This window comes from Lysobacter sp. SCRH-1R (genome assembly GCF_057747855.1).
Genome location: NZ_CM173227.1, coordinates 2,209,320 through 2,234,296, shown reverse-complemented (window position 1 = coordinate 2,234,296; position 24,977 = coordinate 2,209,320). Strand labels below are relative to the sequence as shown.

Genomic DNA, 24,977 nt, shown 5'->3' with positions numbered 1-24,977 from the left:
ATGCAGGAGGAGCGGGTTTTGGAAGGGCTCGTGAACGACCTGGTGCGTTTCTACGACGACCTGATCGGCCGCACGCAGGGCCCGATGTCGTTCCGCTTCTTCCTGCAACCGTCCATGGCGTTGCTGATGGCGCTGCGCGACGGCGTCAAGGATGCGAAGAGCGGACGCCCGCCGTACTTCTGGAACATCGTCAACGATCCGTCCGCGCGTCGCGCGTCGATCCACGAGGGCGTGAAGGCCACCGCACGCATCCTGCTGCTGGGCCTGGTGATGGAAATCATCTACCAGTACAGGGTGCTCGGCACCTTCCACGTGCTCGAGGCGATCAACGTCATCGTCGCCTTGTGCTTCCTTCCCTACCTGCTGCTGCGCGGGCCGATCAACCGGCTGGTGCGCTGGTGGCTCGCGCGTGCGCATCGCGCGACCTGACTGGAGACGCGCATGAGCCCGGAAACCCACGAAGCGCCCGTGCGGCCCGACCGGCTCCCGGAAGCGCCATTGCCGCCGATTCCCGACGTCGGCCTGCTGGATTCGGACATCGCATCCGTCGAGCTTTCGCAGCACCGCACGAAGCTGTCGACGCACCGCACGGGGCTTTCGGAACATCGCACCTCGCTTTCCGAATACCGCACCGACCTGTCCACCAACCGCACCGAGATGTCGATGCGGCGCACCGGCATGTCGTTCCAGCGCACGCGCATGAGCGCCGAGCGCACGCTGATGTCGGTGATCCGAACGGCGCTGTCGCTGATCGGCTTCGGCTTCACGATCTTCCAGGTGTTCACCAAGGCGCGCGACGCCGGGATGCTGCGCATGAACATGGCCGCGCCGAGCAACTTCGGCATGGCGCTGGTCGCGCTCGGCGTCGTGCTGCTGATCGCCGGCATCGTCTATCACGTCAGCTTCATGCGCGGACTGCGCGCCACGCGCAAGGCCATGGTCGAGGCGGGGCTGGTGCATGGCGAGAGCGGCTATCCGCTGTCGTACACGCTGCTCACCGCGATCATCCTGCTGATGATCGGCGTGTTCGCGATCGTCAGCATGGTGTTCGACGTGGCGCGCGGCTGACGCTCGCGCGCGATTGAAACCCGCCGTTGCGGAAGCTTTCGCAGGATCACCCCGCAGGTATTCCCCCAGGCAAGGCAAGGAGACGCGTCATGGCACAGGCGAAGAAGGCCGCCCGTCCGGCCAAGGTGGCCAAATCCGCACCGCCGTCGCAGCGGTCCGACAAAGGCGCCGCGAGCGGGAGAGCACCGCAGAAGAGAGCAACACCCTCGCGCAAGGGCGGGGGAGAAAGGCCGAACATTCTGGTGATCTGGGGTGACGACATCGGAATCGCCAACCTGAGTTGCTACACGCACGGACTCATGGGTTACCAGACGCCCAACATCGACCGTATCGCCAACGAAGGCATGCGCTTCACCGATTCGTACGGCGAGCAGAGCTGCACCGCCGGCCGTTCCTCCTTCATCACCGGCCAGAGCGTGCATCGCACCGGCCTGTCGAAGGTAGGCATTCCCGGCGCGCCGCAGGGCATGACCGACTCCATCGTCACCATCGCGTCGCTGCTGAAGGATCGCGGCTACGCCACCGGCCAGTTCGGCAAAAACCACCTGGGCGATCTGAACAAGCATCTGCCTACGGTGCACGGCTTCGATGAGTTCTTCGGCAACCTCTACCACCTCAATGCGGAAGAAGAGCCGGAGATGTACGGCTATCCGAAGGACCCGCGGTACCGCGAGCAGTTCGGCCCGCGCGGCGTGATCCACAGCTGGGCGACGGACAAGGACGATACGACCACGCATCCGCGCTGGGGACGCGTCGGCAAGCAGAAGATCGAGGACACCGGCCCGCTCAACGTGAAGCGCATGGAAACCTGCGACGACGAGTTCGTGGAGGCCGCGAGCGATTTCATCCGCCGTCAGGACAAGGCGGGCAAGCCGTTCTTCGTGTGGCTCAACACCACGCACATGCATTTCATCACGCACACCAAGCCCGAAAGCCTGGGGCAGGCCGGCGAACACCAGTCGCCGTACCACGACACGATGATCGACCACGACAGGAACGTCGGGCAGATGCTCGACCTGCTCGATGAACTGGGCCTGGCCGAGGACACCATCGTCATCTACTCCACGGACAACGGCCCTCACATGAACAGCTGGCCGGATGCGGGCATGACGCCGTTCCGCAGCGAGAAGAACACCAACTGGGAAGGCGCGTTCCGCATTCCGGAGCTGATCCGCTGGCCCGGCCGCATCCCGGCCGGCGTGGTGAGCAACGAGATCATTCAGCACCATGACTGGCTGCCGACACTGCTCGCCGCAGCCGGCGACAGCGATTGCGTCGACCGACTGAAGAAAGGCGCCACCGTCAACGGGCGCAAGTACAAGAACCACATCGACGGCTACAACCTGCTTCCATACCTGACGGGCGAGGAAAACAAGTCGCCCCGCAAGTGGTTCTTCTACTTCAGCGACGACGGCGACGTGCTCGGCATACGCTGGATGAACTGGAAGATGGTCTTCATGGAACAGCGCTGCCAGGGCACGTTGCAGGTCTGGGCCGAGCCGTTCACGCCGCTGCGCGTGCCCAAGATCTTCAACCTGCGCATGGATCCGTACGAGCGCGCCGACATCACGTCCAACGTGTACTGGGACTGGATGCTGCACAACGCGTTCTGGATCTACGGGGCGCAGGCCGCGGCGGCGCAGTTCCTGTCGACGTTCAAGGAATTCCCGCCGGCGCAGGCGCCAGGTGCGTTCGATCTCAGCCAGGCCGAGCAGAAGATGGGCGAGCTCAACAGCAAGTCCGGCTGAGGCATCCGCGTGGAGCCGTTGCCCTCCTGGAACGACGGCGCGGCGAAGTCGGGGATCCTCGACTTCGTTGCGCGCGTGTGCGCGCAATGCGGGCCGGACTTCGTCGCGAAGGAAGAGCGGATCGCGGTCTTCGACAACGACGGCACGCTGTGGTGCGAGTACCCGCTGCAGGTGCAGGTGTTCTTCGCGCTGGCCGAGGTGAAACGGCTCACGAAACAGGATCCGTCGCTGCTGCGGAAGCCCGCGTTCAAGGCGATGGTCGACGGCGACGTGAAGACGTTGATGTCGTTGCCGAAGAAGGACGTCTTCGAGCCGGCGTTCGCCACGCATGCGGGGATGACGGTGGAGGAGTTCCACGCCAATGCGTGGCGATGGCTGCGCCAGGCCGAGCATCCCAAGCTGCGGCGACCGTTCCTGCGCAACGCCTACACGCCGCAGCGCGAACTGCTGGACCATCTGCGCGCGAACGGCTTCAAGACGTACATCGTCACCGGCGGCGGCGTGGAGTTCGTGCGCGTGGTGGCCGAGCAGCTTTACGGCATTCCGCCCGAGCAGGTCGTCGGCTCCAGCACGAAGATGAAACTGGAGGAGTCCGGTGGCGGCATGGTGCTGCGGAAACTGCCAGAACTGGGCAGCTTCGACGACAGGGACGAGAAAGTCGTCAATATCGCGCTGCACATCGGCCGTCGGCCGGTGTTCGCGTTCGGCAATTCCGATGGCGACCTGGCGATGATCCGGTATACGCTCGGCGGCGATGGACCGCGCATGGCGTGGTACCTGCACCACGACGACGCGACGCGCGAGTTCGCCTACGACCGCGATTTCAGGCTCAGCGCGTTGCGCGAAGGCCTGGACCGCGCGGCGGAACTGGGCATCGGCGTGGTCAGCATGCAGCGCGACTGGAACCGCGTGTTCGCCGACGACGGCGATGCGCCCGCAACGGGAGGCGGCGTTTGAGCACGACGTACGACAACATGGTCCGCATCGATGGCGGTGCGTTCACGATGGGATCGGACCACCACTATCCGGAAGAGCGGCCGGCGCACAAGGTGCGGGTGGACGGCTTCTGGATCGATCGCCACGCGGTGACCAATCGCGATTTCGCGCGTTTCGTCGAGGCCACCGGGCACGTCACGCAGGCGGAGCGGCCGGCGGATCCGGCGGACTATCCGGATGCGGACCCCACGATGCTGGCGCCGGCGTCGGTGGTGTTCGTGCCGCCGCCGGGGCGCGTGGACCTGGGCAACCATTTCCACTGGTGGCAGTACATTCCCGGCGCCGACTGGCGGCATCCGCGCGGGCCGGAGAGTTCGCTCGCGGGACTGGAGGACCATCCCGTCGTGCACGTCGCCTACGCCGACGCGCTCGCGTACGCGCAGTGGATCGGCAAGGAACTGCCGACCGAGGCGGAATGGGAGTTCGCGGCGAAGGGTGGACGCGAGGGCAGCGAGTTCGCCTGGGGCGACGAGCTGGTCCCCGGCGGCCGGCACATGGCCAACACCTGGCAGGGCGAGTTCCCGTGGGAACTGCGGCCCGAGGACGGCTATGCCTGGACCGCGCCGGTGGGTTCGTTCGATCCCAACGGCTACGGCCTGTACGACATGATCGGGAACGTGTGGGAATGGACCTCCGACTGGTACCAGGACCACGGCCGCGTCCAGCAGCACGCCTGCTGCACGCGCGAGAACCCGCGCGGCGGCGAACGCGAGGCGAGCCTGGACCCGCGCGATCCGGCACGCGTGCCGCGTCGCGTGACCAAGGGCGGCTCGCACCTGTGCGCGCCGAACTACTGCCGCCGCTACCGTCCCGCCGCGCGCATGGCGCAACCGGTGGACACCTCGACGTGCCACGTCGGCTTCCGCCTGGTGGTGCGCGGCTGAGCTGACCGGAACCGCCGCGACCGGCGGCAGGAGGGCGCATGGAGTACTGGCTGATCGCCATATCCGAACCGGTCATCCTGGCGATCGATTTCGTCGCGCTGGCGGTGATCGTCGTTGGCACGCTGATCGCGCTGAAGGACGGCCTCGTGCTGCTGGTGTCGCAGCACGAGATGCACCGTCAGGAGCGCCGCCACCTGTGGATGCGCTACTCGCACTGGCTGGTGGCCGGGCTCACGTTCCAGCTGGCGGCCGACATCGTCGAATCCTCGATCACGCCCGACTGGGATGGCATCGGGCGGCTCGCCGCGGTCGCGGTGATCCGCACCTTCCTCAACTATTTCCTGGAGCGCGACGTGGCCGAGATCCGGGCGCTGGAACAGGGCGGCGAACCCGGGAAACCTGCGCCTTGACGCGCGTCGCCGCGCCGGAGCGCCGCCCCTGTCGCGTACACTGCGCACCCCCACGCAGGAGCCTTCCATGCCCACGTCGCCCGCCTGTCCGCAATGCACCCTGGCCAACACCTACGTGGATGGCACGAATTTCGTCTGCGCCGACTGCGGCTTCGAATGGCCGGTCGAAGGCGGTGGCGATGAAGCCTCGGGCGTCGTCGTGCGCGACAGCAACGGCAACGTGCTGGCCAACGGCGACACGGTGGTGGTGATCAAGGACCTGAAGGTGAAGGGTTCCTCGATCCCGCTCAAGCAGGGCACGGTGATCCGCAACATCCGCCTGGTCGAGGACGATGCCGAGCACATCGAAGGCAACTCGGAGAAGATCAAGGGCCTGGTGCTGAAGACGATCTTCCTGCGCAAGGCCTGACCGGCCGCGCCATCACCGCGCGTTTGCGCGGCCGGCGCGACAGTGGGCGCTTCCGCAGCCGGGAGCGTCCCATGAGCCAGTACCGCATCGCGTTTCTCGTCGGCAGCCTGCGCCGCGAATCGATCAACCGCCAGCTCGCGAACGCGCTGCAGAAGATGGCGCCGTCCTCGTTCGCCTTCCACGAGTGCCGCATCGACGACCTGCCGCTGTACAACCAGGACGACGACGGCCACCAGGCCGCGCCGGTGAAGCGGCTCAAGCAGGAGATCCGCGACGCCGACGGCCTGCTGTTCGTCACGCCCGAATACAACCGCTCGGTGCCGGGCGTGCTGAAGAACGCGATCGACCATGCCTCGCGGCCGTACGGCGACAGCGCGTGGCAGGGCAAGCCGGCCGGCGTGATCGGCGCGTCGATCGGCGCGGTGGGCACCGCGCTGTCGCAGCAGCACCTGCGCAACATGCTGGCGTACCTGGACGTGCCGACGATGGGGCAACCGGAGGCGTTCATCCACGTCAAGGAAGGCTTCTTCGACGAGGCGGGGAATGTCGCGTCGGAAGGCAGCCGGAAGTTCCTGCAGGGGTGGGTGGACAAGTGGGCGCAGTGGATCCGGTTGCACGTGGATGCGATGCGCGCGCCTTGACCCCGGGAGCGTGGATTCCCGGGGATGAGGGATCGCGCGGGACGCCGCGTCGCGGTCGCGCGACAATGCCGCGACGCTTCCGCCACGCCGCCCATGACCCTGACGCTCCCTTTCGATCTTCCCGACGAACAGCGCAGCGCGCTCGAGGCCGCCTACGCCACGCCGCCGCGCGCGTACCACAACTTCGAACACGTGCGCGAAGTGCTGCGCCGCTACGTCGAAGCCGCGCACGGGCCCGGATGGACGCAGCCGAACGAGGTCGCGCTGGCGGTGCTCTACCACGACGCGATCTACGAAGCGGGGCGCAAGGACAACGAAACGCGTTCGGCGCAGCTGGCCGCCGAACACGTGGCCCGCTGGATGCCCGATCGCGGCATCGACGTGCCCCGCGTGACGGAACTCATCGAACTCACCGCGCGGCACGGCGTGCTCGAGCCCAACGACGTCGACGAGGAAGCGGCGCTGTTCCTGGACTGCGACATGGCGATCCTCGGTGCGGAAGCGCCGGTGTTCGACGCCTACGACCGGGGCATCGCCGCCGAATACCGTGCCGTCGTGCCGGGCTGGCTGTTCCGCATCAACCGCAAGCGTTTCCTGAAGTCGCTGCTGGGACGCGAGCGGATCTATCTCTCACCGTTCTTCCACCAGCGGCTCGACGCGCAGGCGCGCAACAACCTGCGCCGCGCGGTGACGTCCAAACGCTGAAGGCCCGTCACGGGCGCGCAATCGCGACGTGCCTAGAATCCGGGGCCTGTCCCACGTTCCCGTCGGATCAGGAGCCCGCCATGGCCTTCCAGATCAGTTCCCCGGCCTTCGACCACGAAGGGAAGATCCCCACGCGATTCACCTGCGAAGGGCAGGACATCTCGCCCGAACTGCGCTGGTCCGGCGCACCCGAGGGCACGCGCAGCCTGGCGCTGATCGTGGAGGACCCGGACGCGCCCGACCCGGCCGCGCCCAAGCGCGTGTTCGTGCATTGGGTGCTGTACAACCTGCCGGCCGACTCGACCGGCGTCGGCGAGGCGATCGCGAGCGACCGCCTGCCATATGGAACGAAAGCCGGCCAGAACGGCTGGCAGCGCGCGGGTTACGGCGGTCCGTGTCCGCCGATCGGGCGGCACCGCTATTTCTTCCGGCTGTACGCGCTGGACGTCGAACTGCCGGACCTCGGCGACGTCGACAAGCTGCGCCTGCGCGAGGCGATGGAAGGACACGTGCTTGCCGAGACGTCGATGATCGGTACGTACCAGAAGGGCGAGTGACCGGGCCGGTGCTTGCGGGCCGTGTCGTCGCGCCCCCCTCCCGCGCACGGGAGAGGGGCGGCGTATGCCTCAGTACGGCTGCGCCGTCGGGCGGACCACCAGTTCGTTGACGTCGACGTCGGCCGGCTGGCCGATCGCGAAGGCGATCGCGCTCGCGATGGCATCGGCCGGCAGCAGCTCCTTGCGGAAGACCTCGTCCACCTCGCGCTTCATCGCCGGATCGGAAATCGTGCCGGTGAGCTCCGATTCCACCGCGCCCGGCGCGATGGTGGTCACGCGCAGGAACGGCGATTCCTGGCGCAGTCCTTCCGACAACGCGTGCACGGCGAACTTCGTCGCGCAGTAGACGGCGGCGGTCGCGAACACATGGCGCCCGGCGACGGACGACACGTTGACGATCTGCCCCGCGCCGCGCTCGTTCATCGACGGCAGCACCGCGCCGATGCCGTACAGCACGCCCTTCACGTTGACGTCGACCATGCGGTCCCATTCGTCGATCTTGAGATCGGCCATGCGCGAGAGCGGCATCACGCCAGCGTTGTTGACCAGCACGTCGACGCGGCCGAAGCGCGCGATCGTCGCCTGGATGAAGCCTTCGACCTGGTCGCGCCGGGTCACGTCGAGCGCGTGCACGAGCACCTCGCCGCCGTGGTCGCGGATGCGTGCGGCGATGGCGTCGAGCCGGTCGGTGCGACGCGCGCCGAGCGCGAGGATCGCGCCGTGCTGCGCGAGCCGGAGCGCGGTGGCTTCGCCGATGCCGCTGCTGGCGCCGGTGATCGCGACGACCTTGCCGGCGATGTCGAGGGAAAGCGAATCCTGCTTGGACATGGGGTTTCTCCGTGTTCGGGATGCAGTCGCCCGTCGGCGGCCGGCGTGCGGCCGCGCGGGGGCAGGTGGGAAAGAAGAGCGTGAGGCGGGAGGAGGAGCGCGTTCGCCCACTCCTCACTCCCCGACCTCACTTCTCAGTCAGGCATTGACGGACGACATGTGCGCCGCCGGATACCGCGTGCCGGCCACTTCGTGCGTGGCGAGGACTTCGTCCAGCCGACGCTGTTCGGCGAGCGTCAGATCGATGCGCGCGGCACCGGCGTTTTCGTCGAGTCGCGGGATCCGGCGCGTGCCCGGGATCGGCACGATGTCCGGACCGCGATGCAGCAGCCACGCCAGCGCCAGCTGCGCGGGCGTGCAGTCGCGTTCGCGGGCGAGTTCGGTCACGGCCTGCACCAGGCGCTGGTTCTGGTCGATGTTGCCGTCCTGGAAACGCGGGTTCTGGCGACGCCAGTCGCTGTCGGACAGCTCGCTGGCGTTCTGGATCGCACCGGTGAGGAAGCCGCGGCCCAGCGGGCTGTAGGCGACGAAACCGATGCCCAGTTCGCGGCAGGCGAGCAGCGCGTCGTTCTCGACATCGCGCGTCCACAGCGAGTACTCGCTCTGCAACGCGGCGACGGGATGCACGGCGGCGGCGCGGCGCACGGTCGCGCCGGACGCTTCCGACAGGCCGAGGTGACGCACCTTGCCGGCTTCGACCAGGCGGGCCATCGCGCCGACGGTCTCCTCGATCGGCACCTTCGGATCGACGCGGTGCTGGTAGTACAGGTCGATGTGGTCCACGCCCAGGCGCTTCAGGCTGGCGTCGCAGGCGGCGGCGACGTATTCGGGCGAACCGTCGATGCCGAGGAAATCGCCGTTCGGCGCGCGCACGTTGCCGAACTTGGTCGCGAGCACGACCTCGTCGCGGCGCGTGCGCAGCACCTTGGCGAGCAGCTCCTCGTTGCGCCCCACGCCGTACATGTCGGCGGTGTCGAGGAAATTCACGCCGATGTCCAACGCGTGGTTCAGCACGGCGAGGTTGTCGGCCTCGTCGCTGGGGCCGTAGAAATCCGACATGCCCATGCAGCCCAGGCCGATGGCGGATACGACCAGGCCCTGGCGGCCCAGCGTGCGACGGGGGAAGGGAACGTTCATGCGGGGTCTCCTGCGTGGCGTGGGAACGTGGACACATGCTGCGCCCGGCCCCCGCGGCGGCGTTAGCACGATGCTCTGCGATCCTTGCCCGATCCTCCGGCGATGCGCGCCACGTCCTTGGCGGGCGCCACCGGCGGCGCATAATCGCCCCGTGCCATCGCAAGGCGGAAACCCATGAACGCGAATGCTTCCAACGTCATCGCCGCGCCCCACGGAATGGAGGCCCAGCAGGCCGAGCTCGCCGACCGGATTGCCCGAAACATCCCCGGCGACGGCCTGCACGATTCCGCCGTCCCCGGCCTGGGCCTGATCCGCGCCAGCGAGCCCTCGCAGCCGCTGCCCAGCGTCTACCACCCCAGCCTGTGCGTGGTGGTGCAGGGCAGCAAGCGGGCGTTGCTGGGCGAGGAGGTCTTCCACTACGACGCGCTCAATTACCTGGTCGTGTCGATGTCGCTGCCGATCACCGGGCAGATCCTCGAAGCCACGCCGCAGGCGCCGTACCTGTGCCTGCGCATCGACATCGACACCGCGCTGGTCAACGAACTGCTGCGGCAGATTCCGGCCGGCCGCACGTCGCAGCGCGCCGGGCGCGCGTTGTTCGTCGGGCGGACCAGCCCCACGCTGCTCGACGCCGTGCTGCGCCTGGTGCGCCTGCTCGACACGCCGGACGAAGCCGCGGTGCTCGCCCCGCTGGCGATGCGCGAGATCCATTACCGCGTGCTCACCGGCGAACTCGGCGACCGCCTGCGCGAACTGTGCGACGTCGAAGGTCCGTCGCAGCGCGTCGCACGCGCCATCGACCTGATCAAGCAGCGCTACCAGGAGCCGCTGCGCATCGAGCAGCTCGCCGCCGCCGCGCACATGAGCGCGTCCTCGCTGCACGAGCGCTTCAAGGCCGCCACCGCGATGACGCCGCTGCAGTACCAGAAGCAGCTGCGCCTGCAGGAAGCGCGGCGTCTGATGCTGGTCGACGGCATGGAAGCCGCCGCCGCGAGCCATCGCGTCGGTTACGAAAGCCCGTCGCAGTTCAGCCGCGAATACCGCCGCCTGTTCGGTGCGCCGCCGCGACGCGAGGTGATGGCGATGCGCGCCCCGATCGCCTGACCGAGGCCCGGCGCCGGCCGGTTGCGCAAATAGGATTGCTCCGATGGAGCAAAGTCGGCACGTCGGGAACCATGCACGGCATGAACATTTCCCACGATGCCGTTCCCCACGTGGCGGCCCTGGTCAGGGCCGCGTTCCGCCTGCTTGAAGAAATCGACCAGGGCCGGATGCTCGACATCTGGGAACGCGCCTCCGAGAGCGCGCGCCGGCTGGTCCCGCCGCAGGAAGTCGCCGACGCCATCGGCCCGTTCCGCGAAGGGCAGGGCGCGCTGGTGTCGCGCCACTGGGTGGGCGCGCGTCGCGACCCCGCGGCACCGCAGTACCTGCGCCTGACGTTCGAGTCCGCGTTCGCCGCATGGGCCGGCGAGGAAATGGTCACGCTGGAGCAGGAAGCCGACGGCATCTGGCGCCTGGCCGGATACGCCGTCCTTCCCGCTGAAGCGGCAGCGGCCTGATCCATTCCTGCCAACCAGGTCCTGGCGACGCGCTGCGCGCGCCGCTAACCTGTCGCCGGGGAATTCGGCGCCGCGCATGCGGCAGGGGCGCAGCGATGTCGTTGATCGTGGAATTGCTGGAATTCGCGGGGCAGGTCGTGCAGAGCTGGCGCATGGCGGTCGCGCTCGCGCTCACCGCGATCGCCGCGTGGCTGATCGTCGACTACGGCCCGCAGAACGCCGTGGGCACCACGGTGGCGGTCGTCGTGGCGATCGCGGGCGTCGTCGCCGGCTGGCGCTGGGCGCGCGCCGCGGAGCAGGACTAGTCCTCCGGCCGCACGCGCGAGGCCAGCACCGCGCCGAGCAGCGCGATCGCCGCGGAAATCGCGAAGCCGGCGAGGTACGCCATCGACGGCGCACGCGTGAGCAGCGCGGCGAACACCGAACCACCGATCGCCAGCACCGTCGCGGTGGACAGCGCATCGCACAGGTGCAGCGCGGAGGAGTTCACGCCCTGGCGGTTCGGCGGCGAGAGTTCCAGCGTGAGCACCGACAGCGTCGGGAACAGCGCGCCCATGCCGAGGCCGGCGGCGATCCAGCCGACGATGCCCACCGCCACCGGCACCGAGGGCGATACCGCGCAGGCCACGCCCGCGATGCCGAGCGCGATCATCGACATGCCGATGCGCAACAGCCGAGGCGGCGTGAACGGCTGCGACGGCCGGCTGCGATACCACGAGCCGAACGACCAGCCGAGCGCGCCGAGCGTGAGCGCCGCGCCGGCCATCGTTGGCGAGAGGCCGCGTTCGCGCGAGAGCAGCAGCGGGATGAACACTTCGGTGCCGAAGAACGCGCCCGATGCGATGCCGCGCATCATCACCACCGTCGGCAAACCGCGCGCCGCACGCAGCGTGCCGCGCGGCAACAGGTGCCACGCGCAGACCAGCAGCCCGATCGCGGCGATCGCCAGCATCGCCACGCCGCCACCGTGATGCAGCTGGCCGGCGTAGTGCAGCGCGAGCGCGCTCAGCGCCGCGCCGACCGCCCATGCGAGACGATGCGGCGGCAGGCCGTCGTCCTCGTGCGCCGTGCCGTCCGCGGCGCCCAGCCCGCGCAGCGCGGGCAGCACGCACGCGGCGGCGGCCACCGCCAGCAACGGCACCGACAGGAACGCCCAGCGCCAGCCGAGGTGTTCGACCAGTGCGCCGGCGATGGTCGGCCCGACCACCGCGGGCACGACCCACGCGGCGGCGAACGACGCGAAGATGCGCGGATGCATCGACGGTGGATACACGCGTCCGACCGCCACGTACAGCGCCACCGACATCAGCCCGCCGCCGAATCCCTGCACGATGCGGCCGAGCAGCAGCACCGCCATGGACGGCGCCAGGCCCGCGATCAGCAGTCCCAGCGAGAACCACACGATGCCGTGCCGCAGCGGCGGCGCCGGCCCGCGCCGGTCGGCCCAGCGTCCGCACGCGACCATGCCCACGACCGAGGACGCGAGCGTGCCGCCGAAGGCCAGCGCATACAGCGGCAGGCCGTCCAGCGCCTGCGCGACGGTCGGCATCGCGGTGGCGACCGCGAGCGCCTCGAACGCGTACAGCGCGACCAGCACGACCGCGCCGATGGTCGTGGCGCGATACGGCCGGGCGAAGAGGCTTACCGGCGCCGGTGCGGGCGGCGGCGCGTCTTCGATCGATGCGGCATCGGTCAGCGGCGTCGGCGCGGCGTCGTCCTGGCGTCCTTCCGTCACAGTGCGAATCCCTTTTCCTCGTAGACCATCAGCACGACCTTGCCACGACCGTGGCCGTTTTCCACGTCGCGATGCGCCACCGCCGCGTAGGCGAGGGGATAGATGTCGCGCACGTGCACGCGCAGGCGCCCGGCGTCGTGCAGTTCGACCAGCGATTGCAGGCGTTCCCGGCTGCGCTGGCTGCGGATCGCCTGCACGCCCAGGCGCTGCACGTCCTCGAAGTCCACCAGCGTGCCGATGCGCGAAGGTTCGATGCCCAGTTCGATCGAGGCATCCAGCGCGCCGCGCCCGCTGCCGTCCAGCGCGGCATGCACGCCTTCCGGCGCGAGCGCACGCACGCGTTCGGCCAGGCCCGCGCCGTACAGCACGGGCTCGGCGCCGAGCGAGCGCAGGTAGTCGTGGTTCTCGCGGCTGGCGGTGCCGATCACGCGCGCGCCGCGCAATCGCGCCAGTTGCACCGCGATGGTGCCGACGCCGCCCGCGGCGCCGTGCACCAGCACGGTATCGCCGGCGCGGATCGCCAGCGCCTGCACCGCCGTGTGCGCGGTCTGACCCGACGCCGACAACGCGCCGGCCACGGCCCACGACATCATCACCGGCTTCAGCACGACCTGTTCGACGGAGACGACGACGGCTTCGGCGTACGCGTTCGCGCTGGTCCAGCCAAGCACTTCGTCGCCGGCGATCAGCGACACGACGCCGTCGCCGACCGCATCGACCACGCCGGCGAATTCGTTGCCGAGCTGGCGCGGGAACGGCGCGACGCCGATGCCGCGCTGCGCGAACCAGCCGCTGCGCGTGGCGCAATCGGCCGGCTGCACGCCGGCCGCGCGCACGCGCACGCGGATTTCGCCGGGACCGGGCGAGGGCAGCGGGCGTTCGCCCAGGCGCAGGACGTCGGGTGGGCCGTATTCGTCGAACACCACCGCCTGCATCGTCGACACGGGCGCCGACCGGGCGACGTAACCGTCGCGCGCGTTGCGGGTATCCATGGATTGACTCGGAAGGAAGACGGGCGTGAGGATAGAACCTCAAGTTAAGTTGAGGTCAAGCCATGCGCTGCGAGGAACTCACCGTCGGCGACGTCGCCCAGCGCAGCGGCGTCGCCGTTTCGACGCTGCATTTCTACGAGGCCAAGGGCCTGATCCACAGCCAGCGCACGGCCGGCAACCAGCGCCGATACGGGCGCGACATGCTGCGGCGGATCGCGATCATCCGCGCGGGCCAGCGCGTGGGCATGCCGCTGGCGACGATCCGCGACGCACTGGCGAGCCTGCCCGAAGCGCGCACGCCCACGCGCCGCGACTGGTCGCGCCTGTCCAGCGCATGGCGTGAGGAACTGGACGCCCGCATCCGCGAGCTGATCCGCATGCGCGACACGCTCGACGATTGCATCGGCTGCGGCTGCCTGTCGCTGGACCGCTGCCGCCTGGCGAATCCCCGCGATGTGCTGGGCGAGCAGGGAGCGGGGGCGCGGCGCTGGGAGGACGGCGACGCGGAAGGACCCTAGGGCGAGATACGAGAAACGAGAGAGGGTGAGCGCCTGCTTTCACTCGTTTCCCGTTCCTCCCACTCGTTCCTGGCCCTGTGACGTTCCTGTAACAAACCTTCGCTGCAATCCCCCAAACCGGCCCACGCGCCGGGACGGGTGCACGCGATGAACCTGCTGATGCTGTCGGACGTGTATTTCCCCCGGGTGAACGGGGTCTCGACCTCGATCCGCACCTTCGCCCGTTCGCTGGCGCGGATGGGCCACGCGGTCACCATCGTCGCGCCGGACTACGGCGAAGGCAGCGGCCAGGACCCGCACGACGGGCAGGGCGAGTTCGAGGTGATCCGCGTGCCGGCACGGGTGATCTTCTTCGATCCCGAGGACCGCCTGATGCGCGCCGGCGCCGCGCGCCGATTGCGACGGCAGCTCGCCGGCCGCGAGTGGGACGTCATCCACATCCACACGCCGTTCCGCGCGCATTCGATGGGCGTGCAGCTCGCGCGCGAACTCGGCGTGCCGACGGTGGAGACCTACCACACCTACTTCGAGGAATACGTCGGTCATTACCTGCCATGGCTGCCGACCGCGCTGGGCCGCTTCGTCGCGCGCACCGCGTCGCGGATGCTGTGCCGTGGCGTGGACCACCTGATCGTGCCCAGCGGGCAGATGGTCGACGTGCTGCGCCGCTACGGCATCGCCACGCCGCACACCGTGCTGCCGACCGGCATCGATCTTTCCGAATTCCAGGGCGGCGACGGCGCGCGTTTCCGCGAAGCGCACGGCGTCGCGCCGGACCGCCCGGCGCTGGTCACCGTCAGCCGGCTGTCGCTGGAGAAGAACATCGCCTTCCTGCTGCGCGTGGTGCGCGGGCTCACGACGGAATTCCCGGAACTGGTGTTCCTCATCGCCGGCGAAGGCCCGGACGAAGCGCGGCTGCGCAAGCTCGCCGGCGAGCTCGGCATCGGGGCGAACGTGCGCTTCTTCGGCAACCTCGATCGGCGGACCACGCTGCTGGATGCGTACCGGGCAGGCGACGCGTTCGTGTTCGCCTCACCGACCGAAACGCAGGGGCTGGTGCTGATCGAGGCGATGGCGCTGGGCGTGCCGATCGTCTCCACCGCGGTGATGGGGACGGCGATGGTGCTGCGCGACACGCAAAGCGCGCTGATCGCACCGGAGGACGTGGACGCCTTCGCCGCGCAGGTCGCGCAGCTGCTGCGTTCGCCCGAATTGCGCGCGCGGTTGTCGGCGGCCGGTCCCAACGACGCGCGGCGTTGGAGTTCGCAGACGCTGACGCGCCAGATCGAAGCGCTGTACGAATCGCTGGCGCGGGAACGCGACGCGCTCGCGCCGGGCTGAGGGCGTGACGGACGGGATGTCCGCCCGTGTACCATCGCCGCATCCCCAACCCCGGAAGAAACGCATGTCCCTGTCCCTGCACGAAACCAGCGTGCCCGTGTTCCGTCACATGCTCGGCGCGCTCGAAGGCCTGCTGGCCAAGGCCGAGGCGCACGCGAAGGCGCAGGGATACGACCCCGAGGTGCTGCTGCACGCGCGCCTGTTCCCCGACATGTTCCCGCTCGTGCGGCAGGTGCAGATCGCCTGCGATTTCGCCAAGAGCGTCAGCGCACGACTGGCCGACGTCGAAGTGCCGGCGATGCCCGACGAGGAGCGCACCTTCGAGGAGCTGCGCCAGCGCATCGCGACGACGCTGGCGTTCGTCGAAGGCCTCGATGCGCTGCTGTTCGAAGGCGCCGGCGAGCGCGAGATCGTCCTGCGTCCCGGCACGCCGAAGGAGCGCCGCTTCGACGGCCGCGGCTACCTGCTGCAGTACGGGCTGCCGCAGTTCTTCTTCCACGTGACCACCGCCTATGCGCTGCTGCGCCACAACGGCGTTCCGGTCGGCAAGCTGGACTACATGGGAGCGCGCTGATGTCCGAGGTTCCGGCCGTCGTGGAGTCGCGCCTGACCGCGCAACGCACGCGCGCGGTCGGAACCTGGGCGCTGGCCGGGGTGATCGTCTTCGCGACGGTCGCCACCGCCGTCCAGTTCCTGCGCACGGACCTGGACTTCGTGCGCGCCACCTTGAGTTTTTACCTGCTGGGCCCGTCCGGGCTATGGCTGCAACTGGCGTACCTGGGTCTCGCGCTGAGCCTGGGCCTGATCGGCGCCGGCTACTACGGTGCCGCCACGCGCGCGGGCCGCAGTCGCGCGGCGTTGTGCCTGTTCCTCGTCGGCGCCATCGGCGTGGCCGTCACGGCATGGGCCGAGACCGACCGGGGCGGCGCGGCGGCACTGACGATGGCCGCGAAGATCCATGCGATCTCCGCCCCGCTGGCGTTCCTCGGTACCACGGTCGGGATGCTGGTGCAGAGCTGGGCCCTGCGCCGCGATCCGCGCTGGCGGCGGCACTTCGCGCTGGCCTTCGGACTGGCGGTGTTCTGCTTCGTCGCGCTGTGGCTGCATGCGCTCTGGCGCGACCTGCCGCGCGGGCTGAGCCAGAAGGCGGTGATCGCCGCGATCGTCGCGTGGCTGGTGCTGGCCGCGCACTGGCTGCGGCGCACGCCCGTCAACGAGCCATACTGATCAAGCACTTGCGGAGCGAACTTCAAGTACCGCGCGCACCTTACAATAGGCGGATGCTCAACATCGCCGCCTACCACTTCGTTTCCATCGACCGTCCCGCCGAACTGGCGGAGACCCTGCACGAGCGCGCCGACGCCGCCGGCCTGCGCGGCACGATCCTGGTGGCGGGCGAGGGCATCAACCTGTTCCTGGCAGGACGCGACGAGGCGATCCACGGCTTCCTCGATGCCCTGCGCGAAGACGCGCGTTTCGCCGACCTGCTGGTCAAATTCAGCCACAGCCGGGGCCAGCCGTTCGGCCGGCTGAAGACCAAGGTGAAGCCGGAGATCATCAGCTTCCGTCGCGACAACGCCTCGCCGTTGTCCGATGGCCGCGCGCCGATGGTGGATCCGCAGACCCTGGCGCGCTGGCTCGATCGCGGCAGCGACGACGAAGGTCGGCCGGTGGTGATGCTGGACACGCGCAATCGCGAGGAGTTCGGCTACGGAACCTTCACGGGCGCGTTGACCCTGCCCATCGACAATTTCACCGACCTGCCCGAGGCGCTGGAGCCGCACCGCGAAGCGTTGAGTCGGTCCACCGTGGTGAGCTTCTGCACCGGCGGCATCCGTTGCGAGAAGGCCGCGCTGTGGATGCACGCGGAGGGAATGCACAACGTGCTGCAGCTCGATGGCGGCATCCTGGGGTACTTTGAGCAGGTTGGCGGTCGCCATTACGATGGCCGCTGTTTCGTGTTCGACGGGCGCGTCGCGCTCGACCCACAACTGCAACCGCTCGTGGACGACGCCGCCTGATCGCGGCACGGAATCCCCCACCGGATCCACGAGCCGCAAGGAGCCCCGATCTGTGAGCAAGGCGATGACGAATTCCGGCGTGACGTGGACGGCCCCGCGCATGGCGGCGGTACTGCTGGTGGCGGGCCTGTCGGCGTGCGAGCCCAGCCAGCCGGTGAACACCGCGCCGCCGGAGGCGATCACCGCACCGGCGCCGGCCGCCAACCCGCAACCGGACGTCAACGCCAAGCCGGTCGAACGCGCCGCGCCGCCGATGATCAAGCCGGTCGCACTGGGCGAGTTCGACCCGGGCAACCCGGTTGCGACGGCGGTCACCGGCAAGCTGTCGCTGGAAGACACCGTGATCAAGGGCGAGAACGGCGCCAGCTTCACCACCGAGCGCGTCGCCCTGGTGACCGGCGGCGATCAGTATTCGCCGGGCAGCACGTATGCGCAGGCGATGATCGTCGACGCCTCGCAGCCGATCGAACTGCGCCGCGTGCTGGAGGAAACCCCGCCCACGCAGTCGCCTGCGAACGCGCTGTGCGGCGGCAACCGCACCGGCTTCATCGCGCTGGCGAAGGTGGAGGACACCACCGGCGAGACGCTCAAGCTCATCGGCCTGAAGGGCACGGACCTTCCGGCCGCGACCGCCAATGGCGTCGAATTGTGTGCGAGCACGCAGTATTTCCCGATTGCCGGCGGCGGCGAGGGCGAGGGGAAGAAGGTCGCCAATCGCTGAGGGGTGTGCTTGTCGGGATGCGGATGCTTGAGCCCCTCTCCCTCCAGCGACCGAAGGGAGTGCAGAGCTGAGAGGGGGGGGTGAGGATCGGGGCGCGCGATGCGGTGATGCGGCCGATCCCCACGCAATGCGCTCAAGGTCGCCTCTGCGTTCGTCGGCGCTGTTACCTGCTCAGCCGCGCCCCGCCAACCAAGCCACCGCCCCACGCCCCGCCCGAACCCCACTCGCATAACACGCCGTCAGCAGATACCCGCCGGTCGGCGCTTCCCAGTCGAGCATCTCGCCCGCGCAGAACACGCCGGGCATCGTGCGCAGCATCAGCGTGTCGGCATCCAGCGCTTCCAGGCGCACGCCGCCGGCGCTGCTGATCGCCTCGGCGATCGGCCGGGCGCGCAGCAGCCGCAGCGGCAGGCGCTTGATCGTGCGCGACAGCAGTTGCATATCGTGCATCGCGTCCTTCGGCAGCACCTCGTACAGCAGCGCGGCTTTCACGCCGATGATGCCCGCATGCCGACGCAGATGTTCGGTGAGGCTCCGGCCGCCGCGCGGCTTGTCGAGATCGGCGCGCAGGCGATGCAGTTCGCGACCCGGCGCAAGATCCAGCTCCAGCGTGACCTCGCCGCGCGCCGCGATCGCATCGCGCAGCATCGCCGAAAGCGCATAGACCAGGCTGCCCTCGATGCCGGTCTGCGTGACCACGCATTCGCCCTGCAGCTCGTGCGCGGTCCCCGCGTCGTCGTGCCAATGCGCGACCACCGGCTTCAACGGCGCACCGGCGTGACGGCTGGCGAAGTGTTCGCTCCAGCCGATGTCGAAGCCGCAGTTCGACGGCTGCAGCGGCGCGACATCGACTCCACGCGATTGCAAGGCCGACACCCACGCGCCATCGGAACCGAGCTCCGGCCAGCTGCCGCCACCGAGCGCCAGCACCGTCGCATCCGCGCTCACGATCGTCTCGCCCTCGGGCGTCGCGAAACGCAGCGCGCCGTCCTCGCGCCATCCGAGCCAGCGGTGCTGCACGTGGAAGCGCACGCCGTCCTCGCGCAGGCGCCGCACCCAGCCGCGCAGCAGCGGCGCGGCCTTGCGATCGGTCGGGAAGACGCGGCCCGACGTGCCGATGTAGGTGTCGATGCCGAACCCGCGCGCCCATTCGCGCAGCGCGTCCGCATCGAAATCGTCGAGCCAGGCGCCGACCTCGCGTGCGCGTGCGCCGTAGCGCTGGTCGAACGCCGGGCGCGGTTCGCCATGGGTGAGGTTGAGCCCGCCCTTGCCGGCGATCAGGAACTTGCGCCCGACCGAGCCCTTCGCCTCGAACAGGTCCACCTCGACGCCGGCCGCGCGCGCGACCTCGGCGGCCATCAGTCCGGCGGGGCCGCCGCCGACGATGGCCAGGCGCGTGTGGAGCTGCGGGGGAGTGGGCATGCGCGGGTGGGGTGGAGAGGGGGCGACATTATGCGGCGGTGGGGTTTTCCGGGCGCTGCGATTCATCCAAACCCGCAGCGCGGTGTGCAGGAAGGTCTGGTTTCCCGTCGCTTCGTTGCCCCTCACTCCAACTCCCCCTCAGCTCTGCACTCCCTTCGGTCGCCGCTGGTAGAGGGGCTTCCACGCCCTGAGGGCGGGCAGGTTCCGGCAACTTCAGTGCAATCCCCGGCCCGGCAAAGCAGGTATCTTCGAGCGCTCCACCACAGGAACCGCTCCGCCCATGCATCGCCGCACCGTTCCCGCCGCCCTGACGCTCCTCCTCGCGGCGGGCGCCGCGCACGCCGACGACGCCGCACTGCCGCCGCAACTGCAGGACTTCGACGCCTACGTCGAGGGCGTGCGTAAGCAGTTCGACGTCCCGGGCATCGCGGTGGCGATCGTGAAGGACGGGCAGGTCGTGCTCGAACGCGGCTTCGGCGTGCGTGAGATGGGCAAGCCGGCGCCGGTCGATCCGAAGACGCTGTTCGCCATCGCCTCCAACACCAAGGCGTTCACCGCGGCCTCGCTGTCGATCCTCGCCGACGACGGAAAGCTGAGCCTGGACGACCGCGTGATCGACCACCTGCCGTGGTTCCGCATGTCCGACGCCTACGTCACCCGGGAAATGCGCGTGCGCGACCTGCTCGCGCACCGCAGCGGTCTGGGGCTGGGTGCCGGCGACCTGCTGTACTGGCCGGGCACGGACTACACCACGGAGGACGTCGCGCGCCGCCTGAAGGACGTGCCGCTCACCGGCAGCTTCCGTGGACAGTACGCCTACGACAACATCCTGTACGGCGTGGCGCAGCTGGTGATAGAGCAGGCCGGCGGCATGAGCTACGCGCAGTTCCTGCAGCAGCGCATCTTCGCGCCGCTGGGCATGCGCGACACGCGTTTCAATTCCGATGCGCTGCGTCCGCGCGACAACGTCGCCACCGGCCACGCGAAGGCCGATTTCAAGGACCTGCAACCGGCGCCGCGCATGTCGTGGCACAACGTGTCCGGCGCCGGCGGGATCTATTCGAGCGTGCACGACATGAGCCGCTGGATGAACATGCAGCTCGCCGGCGGCACGTACACCGATGCGAAGGGCACGCAGCAGCAGTTGTTCAGCCAGAAGCGCCAGGACGAGATGTGGTCGGTGATCACGCCGATCGCGATTCCGAAGCCCGCCGTGCCGGAACTCGAAGCGGCGAAGCCGAATTTCCTCGGCTACGGCGAAGGCTGGCAGCTGTCGGATTACCGCGGTCGCAAGCTCGTCTCGCACACCGGCGGCTGGCCGGGCATGGTCTCGCGCGTGACGCTGGTCCCGCAACAGAAGCTGGGCGTGATCGTGCTGACCAATGCCGAGGTCGGCGGCGCGTTCAACGCGGTGACGATGCGCGCGCTCGACGCCTACCTCGATGCGCCGCGCACCGACTGGACCGCCGCCTACGCCGCCGCGCTGGCGAAGTCGAAGGACAAAGCCGCCGAGGACTGGCGCAAGCACGTCGAGGCGCGCGCCGCCGATGCGCCGCCGTCGCGTCCGTTGTCGGCGTACGCGCGCACGTATCGCGATCCGTGGTACGGCGACATCGTGGTCGAGCAGGGCAAGGACGGCCTGGTGATGCGTTTCTCGCGCACGCCGGACCTGGTCGGCCGGATGGAACCGTGGCAGCACGACACCTTCGTGGTGCGCTGGAACGAGCGCTGGCTCAACGCGGATGCGTTCGTGACCTTCTCGCTCGACGCCGATGGCAAGGTGCGCGAAGGACGGATGGAAGCGATCTCGCCGCTGACGGATTTCAGCTTCGATTTCCAGGACCTGCGCCTGATGCCGGTCGAGGAGAAGAGCGAATCCTGACGGGGCCGGGCGAGGGCCGCGATCAGCCCAGCAGGTGCAGCGCCATCGACGCGCCCACGCACCACGCCACCACCCACGGCGCGCCCGCGCGCCAGCGCAGCAGCATCGCGAAGGCGACGAGCACGATCGCGACGTCGCGCCACGTCGCGATGCCCTGCGTCCACACCGGATCATAGAGCGCCGCCGCGAGCAGGCCGACGACGGCGGCGTTCACGCCCGCCAGCATCGGCGCCGCCCCGCGCACCGCCTGCACGCGCCGCCAGAACGGCAGCGTCGCGGCGAGCAGCAGGAAACCCGGCAGGAACACCGCCATCAGCGCCAGCGTCGCCGATGCCGGCGCGGGCCAGCCGGTCGGCGTCGCGGCGCCGAGGTAGGCGGCGATCGAGAACATCGGCCCGGGCACGGCCTGCGCCGCGCCGTAGCCGGCGAGGAAGGTGCCGGACGGGATCCAGCCGGTATCGACCAGCGATTCCTGCAGCAGCGGCAGCACCACATGGCCGCCGCCGAACACCAGCGCGCCGGCGCGGTAGAACGCGGCGGCCATCGCGCCGGCACCGGGCTCGCGCGGCGGCCACGCCAGCGCGGCGGCCAACAGGCAGGCGAACACCCCCAGCCACGCCAGCGCGACGCCGTGCCCGTACCGGACCGGCAATGTGTCCGGCGATGCCGGCGAGGCCACGGTCCGCGCGCACAGCATCGCGCCGAGCACGGCGCCCAGCGCGATCGCCGCCAGCTGCGACCAGGCCGTCCCCAGCCACAGCACGCACAGGCAGGCGATCGCGGCGATCGCCGCGCGCCGCAGGTCGGGCGTCATCTGCCGCGCCATGCCGAGCAGGCCGTGCGCCACCACCGCCACCGCGACCAGCTTCAACCCGTGCACCAGCGCGGCGCCGGGCCCGCGATCCAGTCGCGCCGACACCGACGCGAAGCCGAACATCAGCAACGCCGAAGGCAGGGTGAAACCCGCGAACGCCGCCAGCGCCCCGCGCCAGCCCGCGCGCAGCAGGCCGATCGCGAACCCCATCTGGCTGCTCGCCGGGCCGGGCAGGAACTGGCAGATCGCCAGCAGCTGCGCATAGCGGGCATCGTCCAGCCAGCCGCGACGGGCGACGAATTCCTCGCGGAAATAGCCCAGGTGCGCGATCGGCCCGCCGAACGAGGTCAGGCCCAGCCGCAGGAACACCCGGAACACCTCCAGGGCAGGCGACGTCTCCATGGTTCGGGGTCCGGTGGAAGGCACCGTCGGAGTATGCCGCGTGGACCTTCCACTTCGTCGACACCGGCGCCACCATCATGCGCACCGCAGACGAAGGAGCAGGGCCATGCAGGCGACGAACCCGCAGTGGTGGCAGGACACGCAGGACATCCCGACGATCGTCCGCGCGATCTACGAATGCATCTCCGGCCCGGCCGGCGCGCCGCGCGACTGGGCGCGCTTCCGCTTCCTCCAGCATCCGCGGGCGCGCAGCCTGCGCACGGTCGTCGAAGCGGACGGCGGCACGCGCGCGGTGGTGTTCGACGTGGAGGACTACATCGACGACGTCGCGCCGTACTTCGCCGCGAACGGCTTCTACGAAGTTGAGATCGACCAGCGCGTGGAGCGCTTCGGCCAGGTCGCGCACGTGTGGAGCCGCTACGAGGCGCGCGAAGCGCCGGATTCACCGGTGATCAAGCGCGGCGCCAACAGCATCCAGCTGTGTTTCGAGCACGGCCGCTGGTGGGTCTTCAGCACCGTCTGGGACAACGAGCGTGAGGGCGTCGTGTTCGACCTCTGGTAGGACTCACGCGCCGGTGCACCGCCCCGTGCAATGCTGAAGGTCTCGTGATGGAACGCCGGACGGCTGGAACCGGCGGGCGTCCGTCCCCAGAACGAAGGCTCACCGCCAAGGAGCGCCTGATGTTCCAAGCTTCAATGAGGGTTTCCGTACTCGACCTGGCCCCGATCACCGAAGGCGGCGACGCCGCGCAGGCCTTCGCCAACACCCTCGATCTGGCGCGTCATGCCGAACGCCTGGGCTTCCACCGTTACTGGCTGGCCGAGCACCACAACATGCCCGGCATCGCGAGCGCGGCCACGTCGGTGCTGATCAGCCACGTCGCCTGCGGCACGAAGACGATCCGCGTCGGCGCCGGCGGCATCATGCTGCCCAACCATGCGCCGCTGCAGGTGGCCGAGCAGTTCGGCACGCTGGCGTCGCTGTATCCGGGGCGCATCGACCTGGGCCTGGGTCGCGCGCCCGGCACCGACCACGCCACCGCGCACGCGCTGCGACGTTATTTCGAAGCGGCCGACATGTTCGCGCAGGACGTGGTGGAACTGCTGCATTACTTCGAACCGGTGCAACCCGGCCAGGCCGTGCGCGCGGTCCCCGGCGCGGGGCTCGACGTGCCGGTGTGGCTGTTGGGGTCCAGCCTGTTCTCGGCGCGGCTGGCCGCACAACTCGGACTGCCGTTCGCGTTCGCGTCGCACTTCGCGCCCGATGCGATGGAGCACGCGCTCACGATGTACCGCCGCGAGTTCAAGCCGTCCAAGCGATTGCAGCAGCCGCACACGATGCTGGCGCTCAACGTCGTCGCCGCGGAAAGCGGCGCGCAGGCGCGGCGTCTGTTCACCACCCTGCAGCAGGCGTTCGTCAATCTGCGTCGCGGCCGTCCGGGATTGATCCCGGCGCCGATCGACGACATCGAAGCCTACTGGACGCCGCTGGAGAAAAGCGGCGTGGAGCAGGCGCTGGCGTGTTCGGTGGTCGGCGACGAGGCGGCGGTGCGCGAGGGCATCGATGCCTTCGTCGAACGCCACAAGCCCGACGAACTGCTGATCACCGCGAACGTGTTCGACCACGCCGCGCGCGTGCGCTCGTTCGAGATCGCCGCGCAGGCGTGCCGCTCGCTGGCGTGACGCGCCGCGCTCAGTGCGGGCGCACCTGGAGCAGTTCCACTTCGAACACCAGCGAGCCATTGGGCGGAATCACACCGCCCGCGCCCTTGCGGCCGTAGCCGTATTCGGCCGGAATCATCAGCACGCGCTTGCCGCCCACGCGCATGCCGGCCACGCCTTCGTCCCAGCCGCGGATGACGCGGCCGGCGCCGAGCAGGAAGGTGAAGGGCTCGCTGCGGTCGCGGGAGCTGTCGAACTTCTCGCCGCGTCCGTCGGGCTTGCGCTTGTCGTAATTCCAGCCGGTGTAGTGGACGGTGACGTCCATTCCCGGTTTCGCTTCCGCCCCGGTGCCGACCTGCTGGTCGACGATTTCGAACTTCGGAACCACGCCGCCCGGCGGCGGGCCGGGATCGGCGCAGGCGGCGAGCAGGGTCGACGCGGCGAGCGCGGCGACGGTGTTGCGGATGCGCTGGAAGGTCGTCATGCGCGCAGGGTAGGGGAGTCGCGCGCGTCCGTCATGTGTCG

Annotated in this window: 29 protein-coding genes; 22 read left to right on the top strand and 7 right to left on the bottom strand. The window is 69.4% G+C overall.

Annotated elements, in window-relative coordinates; translation table 11 throughout:
* Positions 1 to 30: 30 nt before the first annotated feature.
* The 10 genes from AC3ANK_RS10055 to AC3ANK_RS10010 all read left to right on the top strand — a co-directional run bounded on the left by AC3ANK_RS10055 (position 31) and on the right by AC3ANK_RS10010 (position 7,418).
* On the top strand, positions 31 to 429 hold the full coding sequence (locus AC3ANK_RS10055; RefSeq protein ID WP_320415159.1) for a hypothetical protein: 399 nt from the start codon (positions 31 to 33) through the stop codon (positions 427 to 429).
* Between the two features lie 12 nt (positions 430 to 441).
* Positions 442 to 1,068 carry a YidH family protein gene (locus tag AC3ANK_RS10050; RefSeq protein ID WP_242525101.1) on the top strand — a complete coding sequence of 209 codons (627 nt, stop codon included), beginning with the start codon at positions 442 to 444 and terminating at the stop codon, positions 1,066 to 1,068.
* Between the two features lie 242 nt (positions 1,069 to 1,310).
* Complete coding sequence (locus tag AC3ANK_RS10045; RefSeq protein WP_484171065.1) at positions 1,311 to 2,816, top strand: arylsulfatase; 1,506 nt, start codon at positions 1,311 to 1,313, stop codon at positions 2,814 to 2,816.
* Positions 2,817 to 2,834: 18 nt separating this feature from the next.
* Positions 2,835 to 3,773 carry an HAD family hydrolase gene (locus AC3ANK_RS10040; RefSeq protein WP_484171064.1) on the top strand — a complete coding sequence of 313 codons (939 nt, stop codon included), beginning with the start codon at positions 2,835 to 2,837 and terminating at the stop codon, positions 3,771 to 3,773.
* Positions 3,770 to 4,696: a formylglycine-generating enzyme family protein gene (locus AC3ANK_RS10035; RefSeq protein ID WP_206860673.1), complete on the top strand. Its 927-nt coding sequence runs from the start codon at positions 3,770 to 3,772 to the stop codon at positions 4,694 to 4,696. Before AC3ANK_RS10040 ends, AC3ANK_RS10035 begins: the two co-directional genes overlap by 4 nt.
* A gap of 38 nt (positions 4,697 to 4,734) precedes the next feature.
* On the top strand, positions 4,735 to 5,106 hold the full coding sequence (locus AC3ANK_RS10030; protein ID WP_484171063.1) for a DUF1622 domain-containing protein: 372 nt from the start codon (positions 4,735 to 4,737) through the stop codon (positions 5,104 to 5,106).
* Positions 5,107 to 5,173: 67 nt separating this feature from the next.
* Positions 5,174 to 5,515, top strand: a complete 342-nt coding sequence (locus AC3ANK_RS10025; RefSeq protein WP_484171062.1) for a zinc ribbon domain-containing protein YjdM — start codon at positions 5,174 to 5,176, stop codon at positions 5,513 to 5,515.
* Between the two features lie 71 nt (positions 5,516 to 5,586).
* Entirely contained in the window at positions 5,587 to 6,156 is a 570-nt protein-coding gene (locus AC3ANK_RS10020; protein ID WP_206860670.1) for an NADPH-dependent FMN reductase, read from the top strand.
* A 93-nt stretch (positions 6,157 to 6,249) separates the two neighbouring features.
* Positions 6,250 to 6,861: an HD domain-containing protein gene (locus AC3ANK_RS10015; RefSeq protein WP_484171061.1), complete on the top strand. Its 612-nt coding sequence runs from the start codon at positions 6,250 to 6,252 to the stop codon at positions 6,859 to 6,861.
* A gap of 80 nt (positions 6,862 to 6,941) precedes the next feature.
* Positions 6,942 to 7,418: a YbhB/YbcL family Raf kinase inhibitor-like protein gene (locus AC3ANK_RS10010; RefSeq protein WP_206860668.1), complete on the top strand. Its 477-nt coding sequence runs from the start codon at positions 6,942 to 6,944 to the stop codon at positions 7,416 to 7,418.
* Between the two features lie 69 nt (positions 7,419 to 7,487).
* Here the strand turns inward: AC3ANK_RS10010 and AC3ANK_RS10005 are convergent, their stop codons facing one another.
* Together AC3ANK_RS10005 and AC3ANK_RS10000 are read right to left on the bottom strand one after the other, a co-directional pair.
* Positions 7,488 to 8,246, bottom strand: a complete 759-nt coding sequence (locus AC3ANK_RS10005; protein WP_484171060.1) for an SDR family oxidoreductase — start codon at positions 8,244 to 8,246, stop codon at positions 7,488 to 7,490.
* A 138-nt stretch (positions 8,247 to 8,384) separates the two neighbouring features.
* The gene (locus tag AC3ANK_RS10000) at positions 8,385 to 9,383 is read right to left on the bottom strand and encodes an aldo/keto reductase (protein ID WP_242525100.1); all 999 of its coding nucleotides are present in this window, start codon (positions 9,381 to 9,383) and stop codon (positions 8,385 to 8,387) included.
* A 174-nt stretch (positions 9,384 to 9,557) separates the two neighbouring features.
* On the opposite strand from AC3ANK_RS10000, the gene AC3ANK_RS09995 reads away from it, so the two are divergent.
* The 3 genes from AC3ANK_RS09995 to AC3ANK_RS09985 all read left to right on the top strand — a co-directional run bounded on the left by AC3ANK_RS09995 (position 9,558) and on the right by AC3ANK_RS09985 (position 11,247).
* Positions 9,558 to 10,487, top strand: a complete 930-nt coding sequence (locus tag AC3ANK_RS09995; RefSeq protein WP_242525099.1) for an AraC family transcriptional regulator — start codon at positions 9,558 to 9,560, stop codon at positions 10,485 to 10,487.
* A gap of 80 nt (positions 10,488 to 10,567) precedes the next feature.
* Complete coding sequence (locus AC3ANK_RS09990; RefSeq protein WP_206860666.1) at positions 10,568 to 10,942, top strand: DUF4019 domain-containing protein; 375 nt, start codon at positions 10,568 to 10,570, stop codon at positions 10,940 to 10,942.
* A gap of 95 nt (positions 10,943 to 11,037) precedes the next feature.
* Positions 11,038 to 11,247, top strand: a complete 210-nt coding sequence (locus tag AC3ANK_RS09985; protein ID WP_206860665.1) for a hypothetical protein — start codon at positions 11,038 to 11,040, stop codon at positions 11,245 to 11,247.
* Here the strand turns inward: AC3ANK_RS09985 and AC3ANK_RS09980 are convergent.
* Positions 11,244 to 12,638, bottom strand: a complete 1,395-nt coding sequence (locus AC3ANK_RS09980) for an MFS transporter (protein WP_206861585.1) — start codon at positions 12,636 to 12,638, stop codon at positions 11,244 to 11,246. The two genes, AC3ANK_RS09985 and AC3ANK_RS09980, sit on opposite strands and share 4 nt — an antisense overlap.
* 35 nt (positions 12,639 to 12,673) lie before the next feature.
* Positions 12,674 to 13,669 carry an NADP-dependent oxidoreductase gene (locus AC3ANK_RS09975; protein WP_484171059.1) on the bottom strand — a complete coding sequence of 332 codons (996 nt, stop codon included), beginning with the start codon at positions 13,667 to 13,669 and terminating at the stop codon, positions 12,674 to 12,676.
* 62 nt (positions 13,670 to 13,731) lie between these two features.
* Between AC3ANK_RS09975 and soxR the strand changes: the two genes are divergently transcribed.
* The 6 genes from soxR (at position 13,732) to AC3ANK_RS09945 (ending at position 18,270) form a co-directional block, all read left to right on the top strand.
* Positions 13,732 to 14,187, top strand: coding sequence for a redox-sensitive transcriptional activator SoxR (gene soxR, locus AC3ANK_RS09970; RefSeq protein WP_484171058.1), 456 nt, complete (start codon positions 13,732 to 13,734; stop codon positions 14,185 to 14,187).
* 147 nt (positions 14,188 to 14,334) lie between these two features.
* Positions 14,335 to 15,528, top strand: coding sequence for a glycosyltransferase (locus tag AC3ANK_RS09965; protein ID WP_206860662.1), 1,194 nt, complete (start codon positions 14,335 to 14,337; stop codon positions 15,526 to 15,528).
* A 64-nt stretch (positions 15,529 to 15,592) separates the two neighbouring features.
* Positions 15,593 to 16,102: a DUF1993 domain-containing protein gene (locus tag AC3ANK_RS09960; RefSeq protein WP_484171057.1), complete on the top strand. Its 510-nt coding sequence runs from the start codon at positions 15,593 to 15,595 to the stop codon at positions 16,100 to 16,102.
* Complete coding sequence (locus tag AC3ANK_RS09955) at positions 16,102 to 16,755, top strand: DUF998 domain-containing protein (RefSeq protein WP_484171056.1); 654 nt, start codon at positions 16,102 to 16,104, stop codon at positions 16,753 to 16,755. Before AC3ANK_RS09960 ends, AC3ANK_RS09955 begins: the two co-directional genes overlap by 1 nt.
* A gap of 53 nt (positions 16,756 to 16,808) precedes the next feature.
* Positions 16,809 to 17,549, top strand: coding sequence for a sulfurtransferase (locus tag AC3ANK_RS09950; protein WP_484171055.1), 741 nt, complete (start codon positions 16,809 to 16,811; stop codon positions 17,547 to 17,549).
* Positions 17,550 to 17,601: 52 nt separating this feature from the next.
* Entirely contained in the window at positions 17,602 to 18,270 is a 669-nt protein-coding gene (locus AC3ANK_RS09945; protein WP_484171054.1) for a hypothetical protein, read from the top strand.
* A 171-nt stretch (positions 18,271 to 18,441) separates the two neighbouring features.
* Here the strand turns inward: AC3ANK_RS09945 and AC3ANK_RS09940 are convergent, their stop codons facing one another.
* Entirely contained in the window at positions 18,442 to 19,692 is a 1,251-nt protein-coding gene (locus AC3ANK_RS09940; RefSeq protein ID WP_484171053.1) for a TIGR03862 family flavoprotein, read from the bottom strand.
* Between the two features lie 280 nt (positions 19,693 to 19,972).
* On the opposite strand from AC3ANK_RS09940, the gene AC3ANK_RS09935 reads away from it, so the two are divergent.
* Positions 19,973 to 21,574 carry a serine hydrolase gene (locus AC3ANK_RS09935; protein WP_484171052.1) on the top strand — a complete coding sequence of 534 codons (1,602 nt, stop codon included), beginning with the start codon at positions 19,973 to 19,975 and terminating at the stop codon, positions 21,572 to 21,574.
* A gap of 22 nt (positions 21,575 to 21,596) precedes the next feature.
* Here AC3ANK_RS09935 and chrA read toward each other — a convergent pair whose 3' ends face one another.
* Entirely contained in the window at positions 21,597 to 22,790 is a 1,194-nt protein-coding gene (gene chrA / locus AC3ANK_RS09930) for a chromate efflux transporter (RefSeq protein ID WP_484171051.1), read from the bottom strand.
* A gap of 106 nt (positions 22,791 to 22,896) precedes the next feature.
* Here chrA and AC3ANK_RS09925 point away from each other — a divergent pair, with 106 nt between their 5' ends.
* Entirely contained in the window at positions 22,897 to 23,352 is a 456-nt protein-coding gene (locus tag AC3ANK_RS09925) for a hypothetical protein (protein ID WP_206860654.1), read from the top strand.
* Between the two features lie 134 nt (positions 23,353 to 23,486).
* A complete protein-coding gene (locus AC3ANK_RS09920; protein ID WP_206861584.1) occupies positions 23,487 to 24,473 on the top strand; it encodes an LLM class flavin-dependent oxidoreductase in 987 nt (328 codons plus the stop codon).
* Positions 24,474 to 24,483: 10 nt separating this feature from the next.
* Here the strand turns inward: AC3ANK_RS09920 and AC3ANK_RS09915 are convergent, their stop codons facing one another.
* The gene (locus tag AC3ANK_RS09915) at positions 24,484 to 24,936 is read right to left on the bottom strand and encodes an FKBP-type peptidyl-prolyl cis-trans isomerase (RefSeq protein ID WP_484171050.1); all 453 of its coding nucleotides are present in this window, start codon (positions 24,934 to 24,936) and stop codon (positions 24,484 to 24,486) included.
* Between the last annotated feature and the right edge of the window lie 41 nt (positions 24,937 to 24,977).

Bases quoted from the DNA above. Each gene is read 5' to 3' on its own strand.
- AC3ANK_RS09935 (WP_484171052.1), top strand. From the start codon at position 19,973: ATGCATCGCCGCACCGTTCCCGCCGCCCTGACGCTCCTCCTCGCGGCG.
- chrA (WP_484171051.1), bottom strand. From the start codon at position 22,790: ATGGAGACGTCGCCTGCCCTGGAGGTGTTCCGGGTGTTCCTGCGGCTG.
- AC3ANK_RS09985 (WP_206860665.1), top strand. From the start codon at position 11,038: ATGTCGTTGATCGTGGAATTGCTGGAATTCGCGGGGCAGGTCGTGCAG.
- AC3ANK_RS10030 (WP_484171063.1), top strand. From the start codon at position 4,735: ATGGAGTACTGGCTGATCGCCATATCCGAACCGGTCATCCTGGCGATC.
- AC3ANK_RS09950 (WP_484171055.1), top strand. From the start codon at position 16,809: ATGCTCAACATCGCCGCCTACCACTTCGTTTCCATCGACCGTCCCGCC.
- AC3ANK_RS09995 (WP_242525099.1), top strand. From the start codon at position 9,558: ATGAACGCGAATGCTTCCAACGTCATCGCCGCGCCCCACGGAATGGAG.
- AC3ANK_RS09955 (WP_484171056.1), top strand. From the start codon at position 16,102: ATGTCCGAGGTTCCGGCCGTCGTGGAGTCGCGCCTGACCGCGCAACGC.
- AC3ANK_RS09925 (WP_206860654.1), top strand. From the start codon at position 22,897: ATGCAGGCGACGAACCCGCAGTGGTGGCAGGACACGCAGGACATCCCG.
- AC3ANK_RS10010 (WP_206860668.1), top strand. From the start codon at position 6,942: ATGGCCTTCCAGATCAGTTCCCCGGCCTTCGACCACGAAGGGAAGATC.
- AC3ANK_RS10050 (WP_242525101.1), top strand. From the start codon at position 442: ATGAGCCCGGAAACCCACGAAGCGCCCGTGCGGCCCGACCGGCTCCCG.
- AC3ANK_RS09975 (WP_484171059.1), bottom strand. From the start codon at position 13,669: ATGGATACCCGCAACGCGCGCGACGGTTACGTCGCCCGGTCGGCGCCC.
- AC3ANK_RS09965 (WP_206860662.1), top strand. From the start codon at position 14,335: ATGAACCTGCTGATGCTGTCGGACGTGTATTTCCCCCGGGTGAACGGG.
- AC3ANK_RS10015 (WP_484171061.1), top strand. From the start codon at position 6,250: ATGACCCTGACGCTCCCTTTCGATCTTCCCGACGAACAGCGCAGCGCG.
- AC3ANK_RS09960 (WP_484171057.1), top strand. From the start codon at position 15,593: ATGTCCCTGTCCCTGCACGAAACCAGCGTGCCCGTGTTCCGTCACATG.
- AC3ANK_RS09990 (WP_206860666.1), top strand. From the start codon at position 10,568: ATGAACATTTCCCACGATGCCGTTCCCCACGTGGCGGCCCTGGTCAGG.
- AC3ANK_RS10000 (WP_242525100.1), bottom strand. From the start codon at position 9,383: ATGAACGTTCCCTTCCCCCGTCGCACGCTGGGCCGCCAGGGCCTGGTC.
- AC3ANK_RS09940 (WP_484171053.1), bottom strand. From the start codon at position 19,692: ATGCCCACTCCCCCGCAGCTCCACACGCGCCTGGCCATCGTCGGCGGC.
- AC3ANK_RS09920 (WP_206861584.1), top strand. From the start codon at position 23,487: ATGAGGGTTTCCGTACTCGACCTGGCCCCGATCACCGAAGGCGGCGAC.
- AC3ANK_RS10020 (WP_206860670.1), top strand. From the start codon at position 5,587: ATGAGCCAGTACCGCATCGCGTTTCTCGTCGGCAGCCTGCGCCGCGAA.
- AC3ANK_RS10005 (WP_484171060.1), bottom strand. From the start codon at position 8,246: ATGTCCAAGCAGGATTCGCTTTCCCTCGACATCGCCGGCAAGGTCGTC.
- soxR (WP_484171058.1), top strand. From the start codon at position 13,732: ATGCGCTGCGAGGAACTCACCGTCGGCGACGTCGCCCAGCGCAGCGGC.
- AC3ANK_RS10025 (WP_484171062.1), top strand. From the start codon at position 5,174: ATGCCCACGTCGCCCGCCTGTCCGCAATGCACCCTGGCCAACACCTAC.
- AC3ANK_RS09915 (WP_484171050.1), bottom strand. From the start codon at position 24,936: ATGACGACCTTCCAGCGCATCCGCAACACCGTCGCCGCGCTCGCCGCG.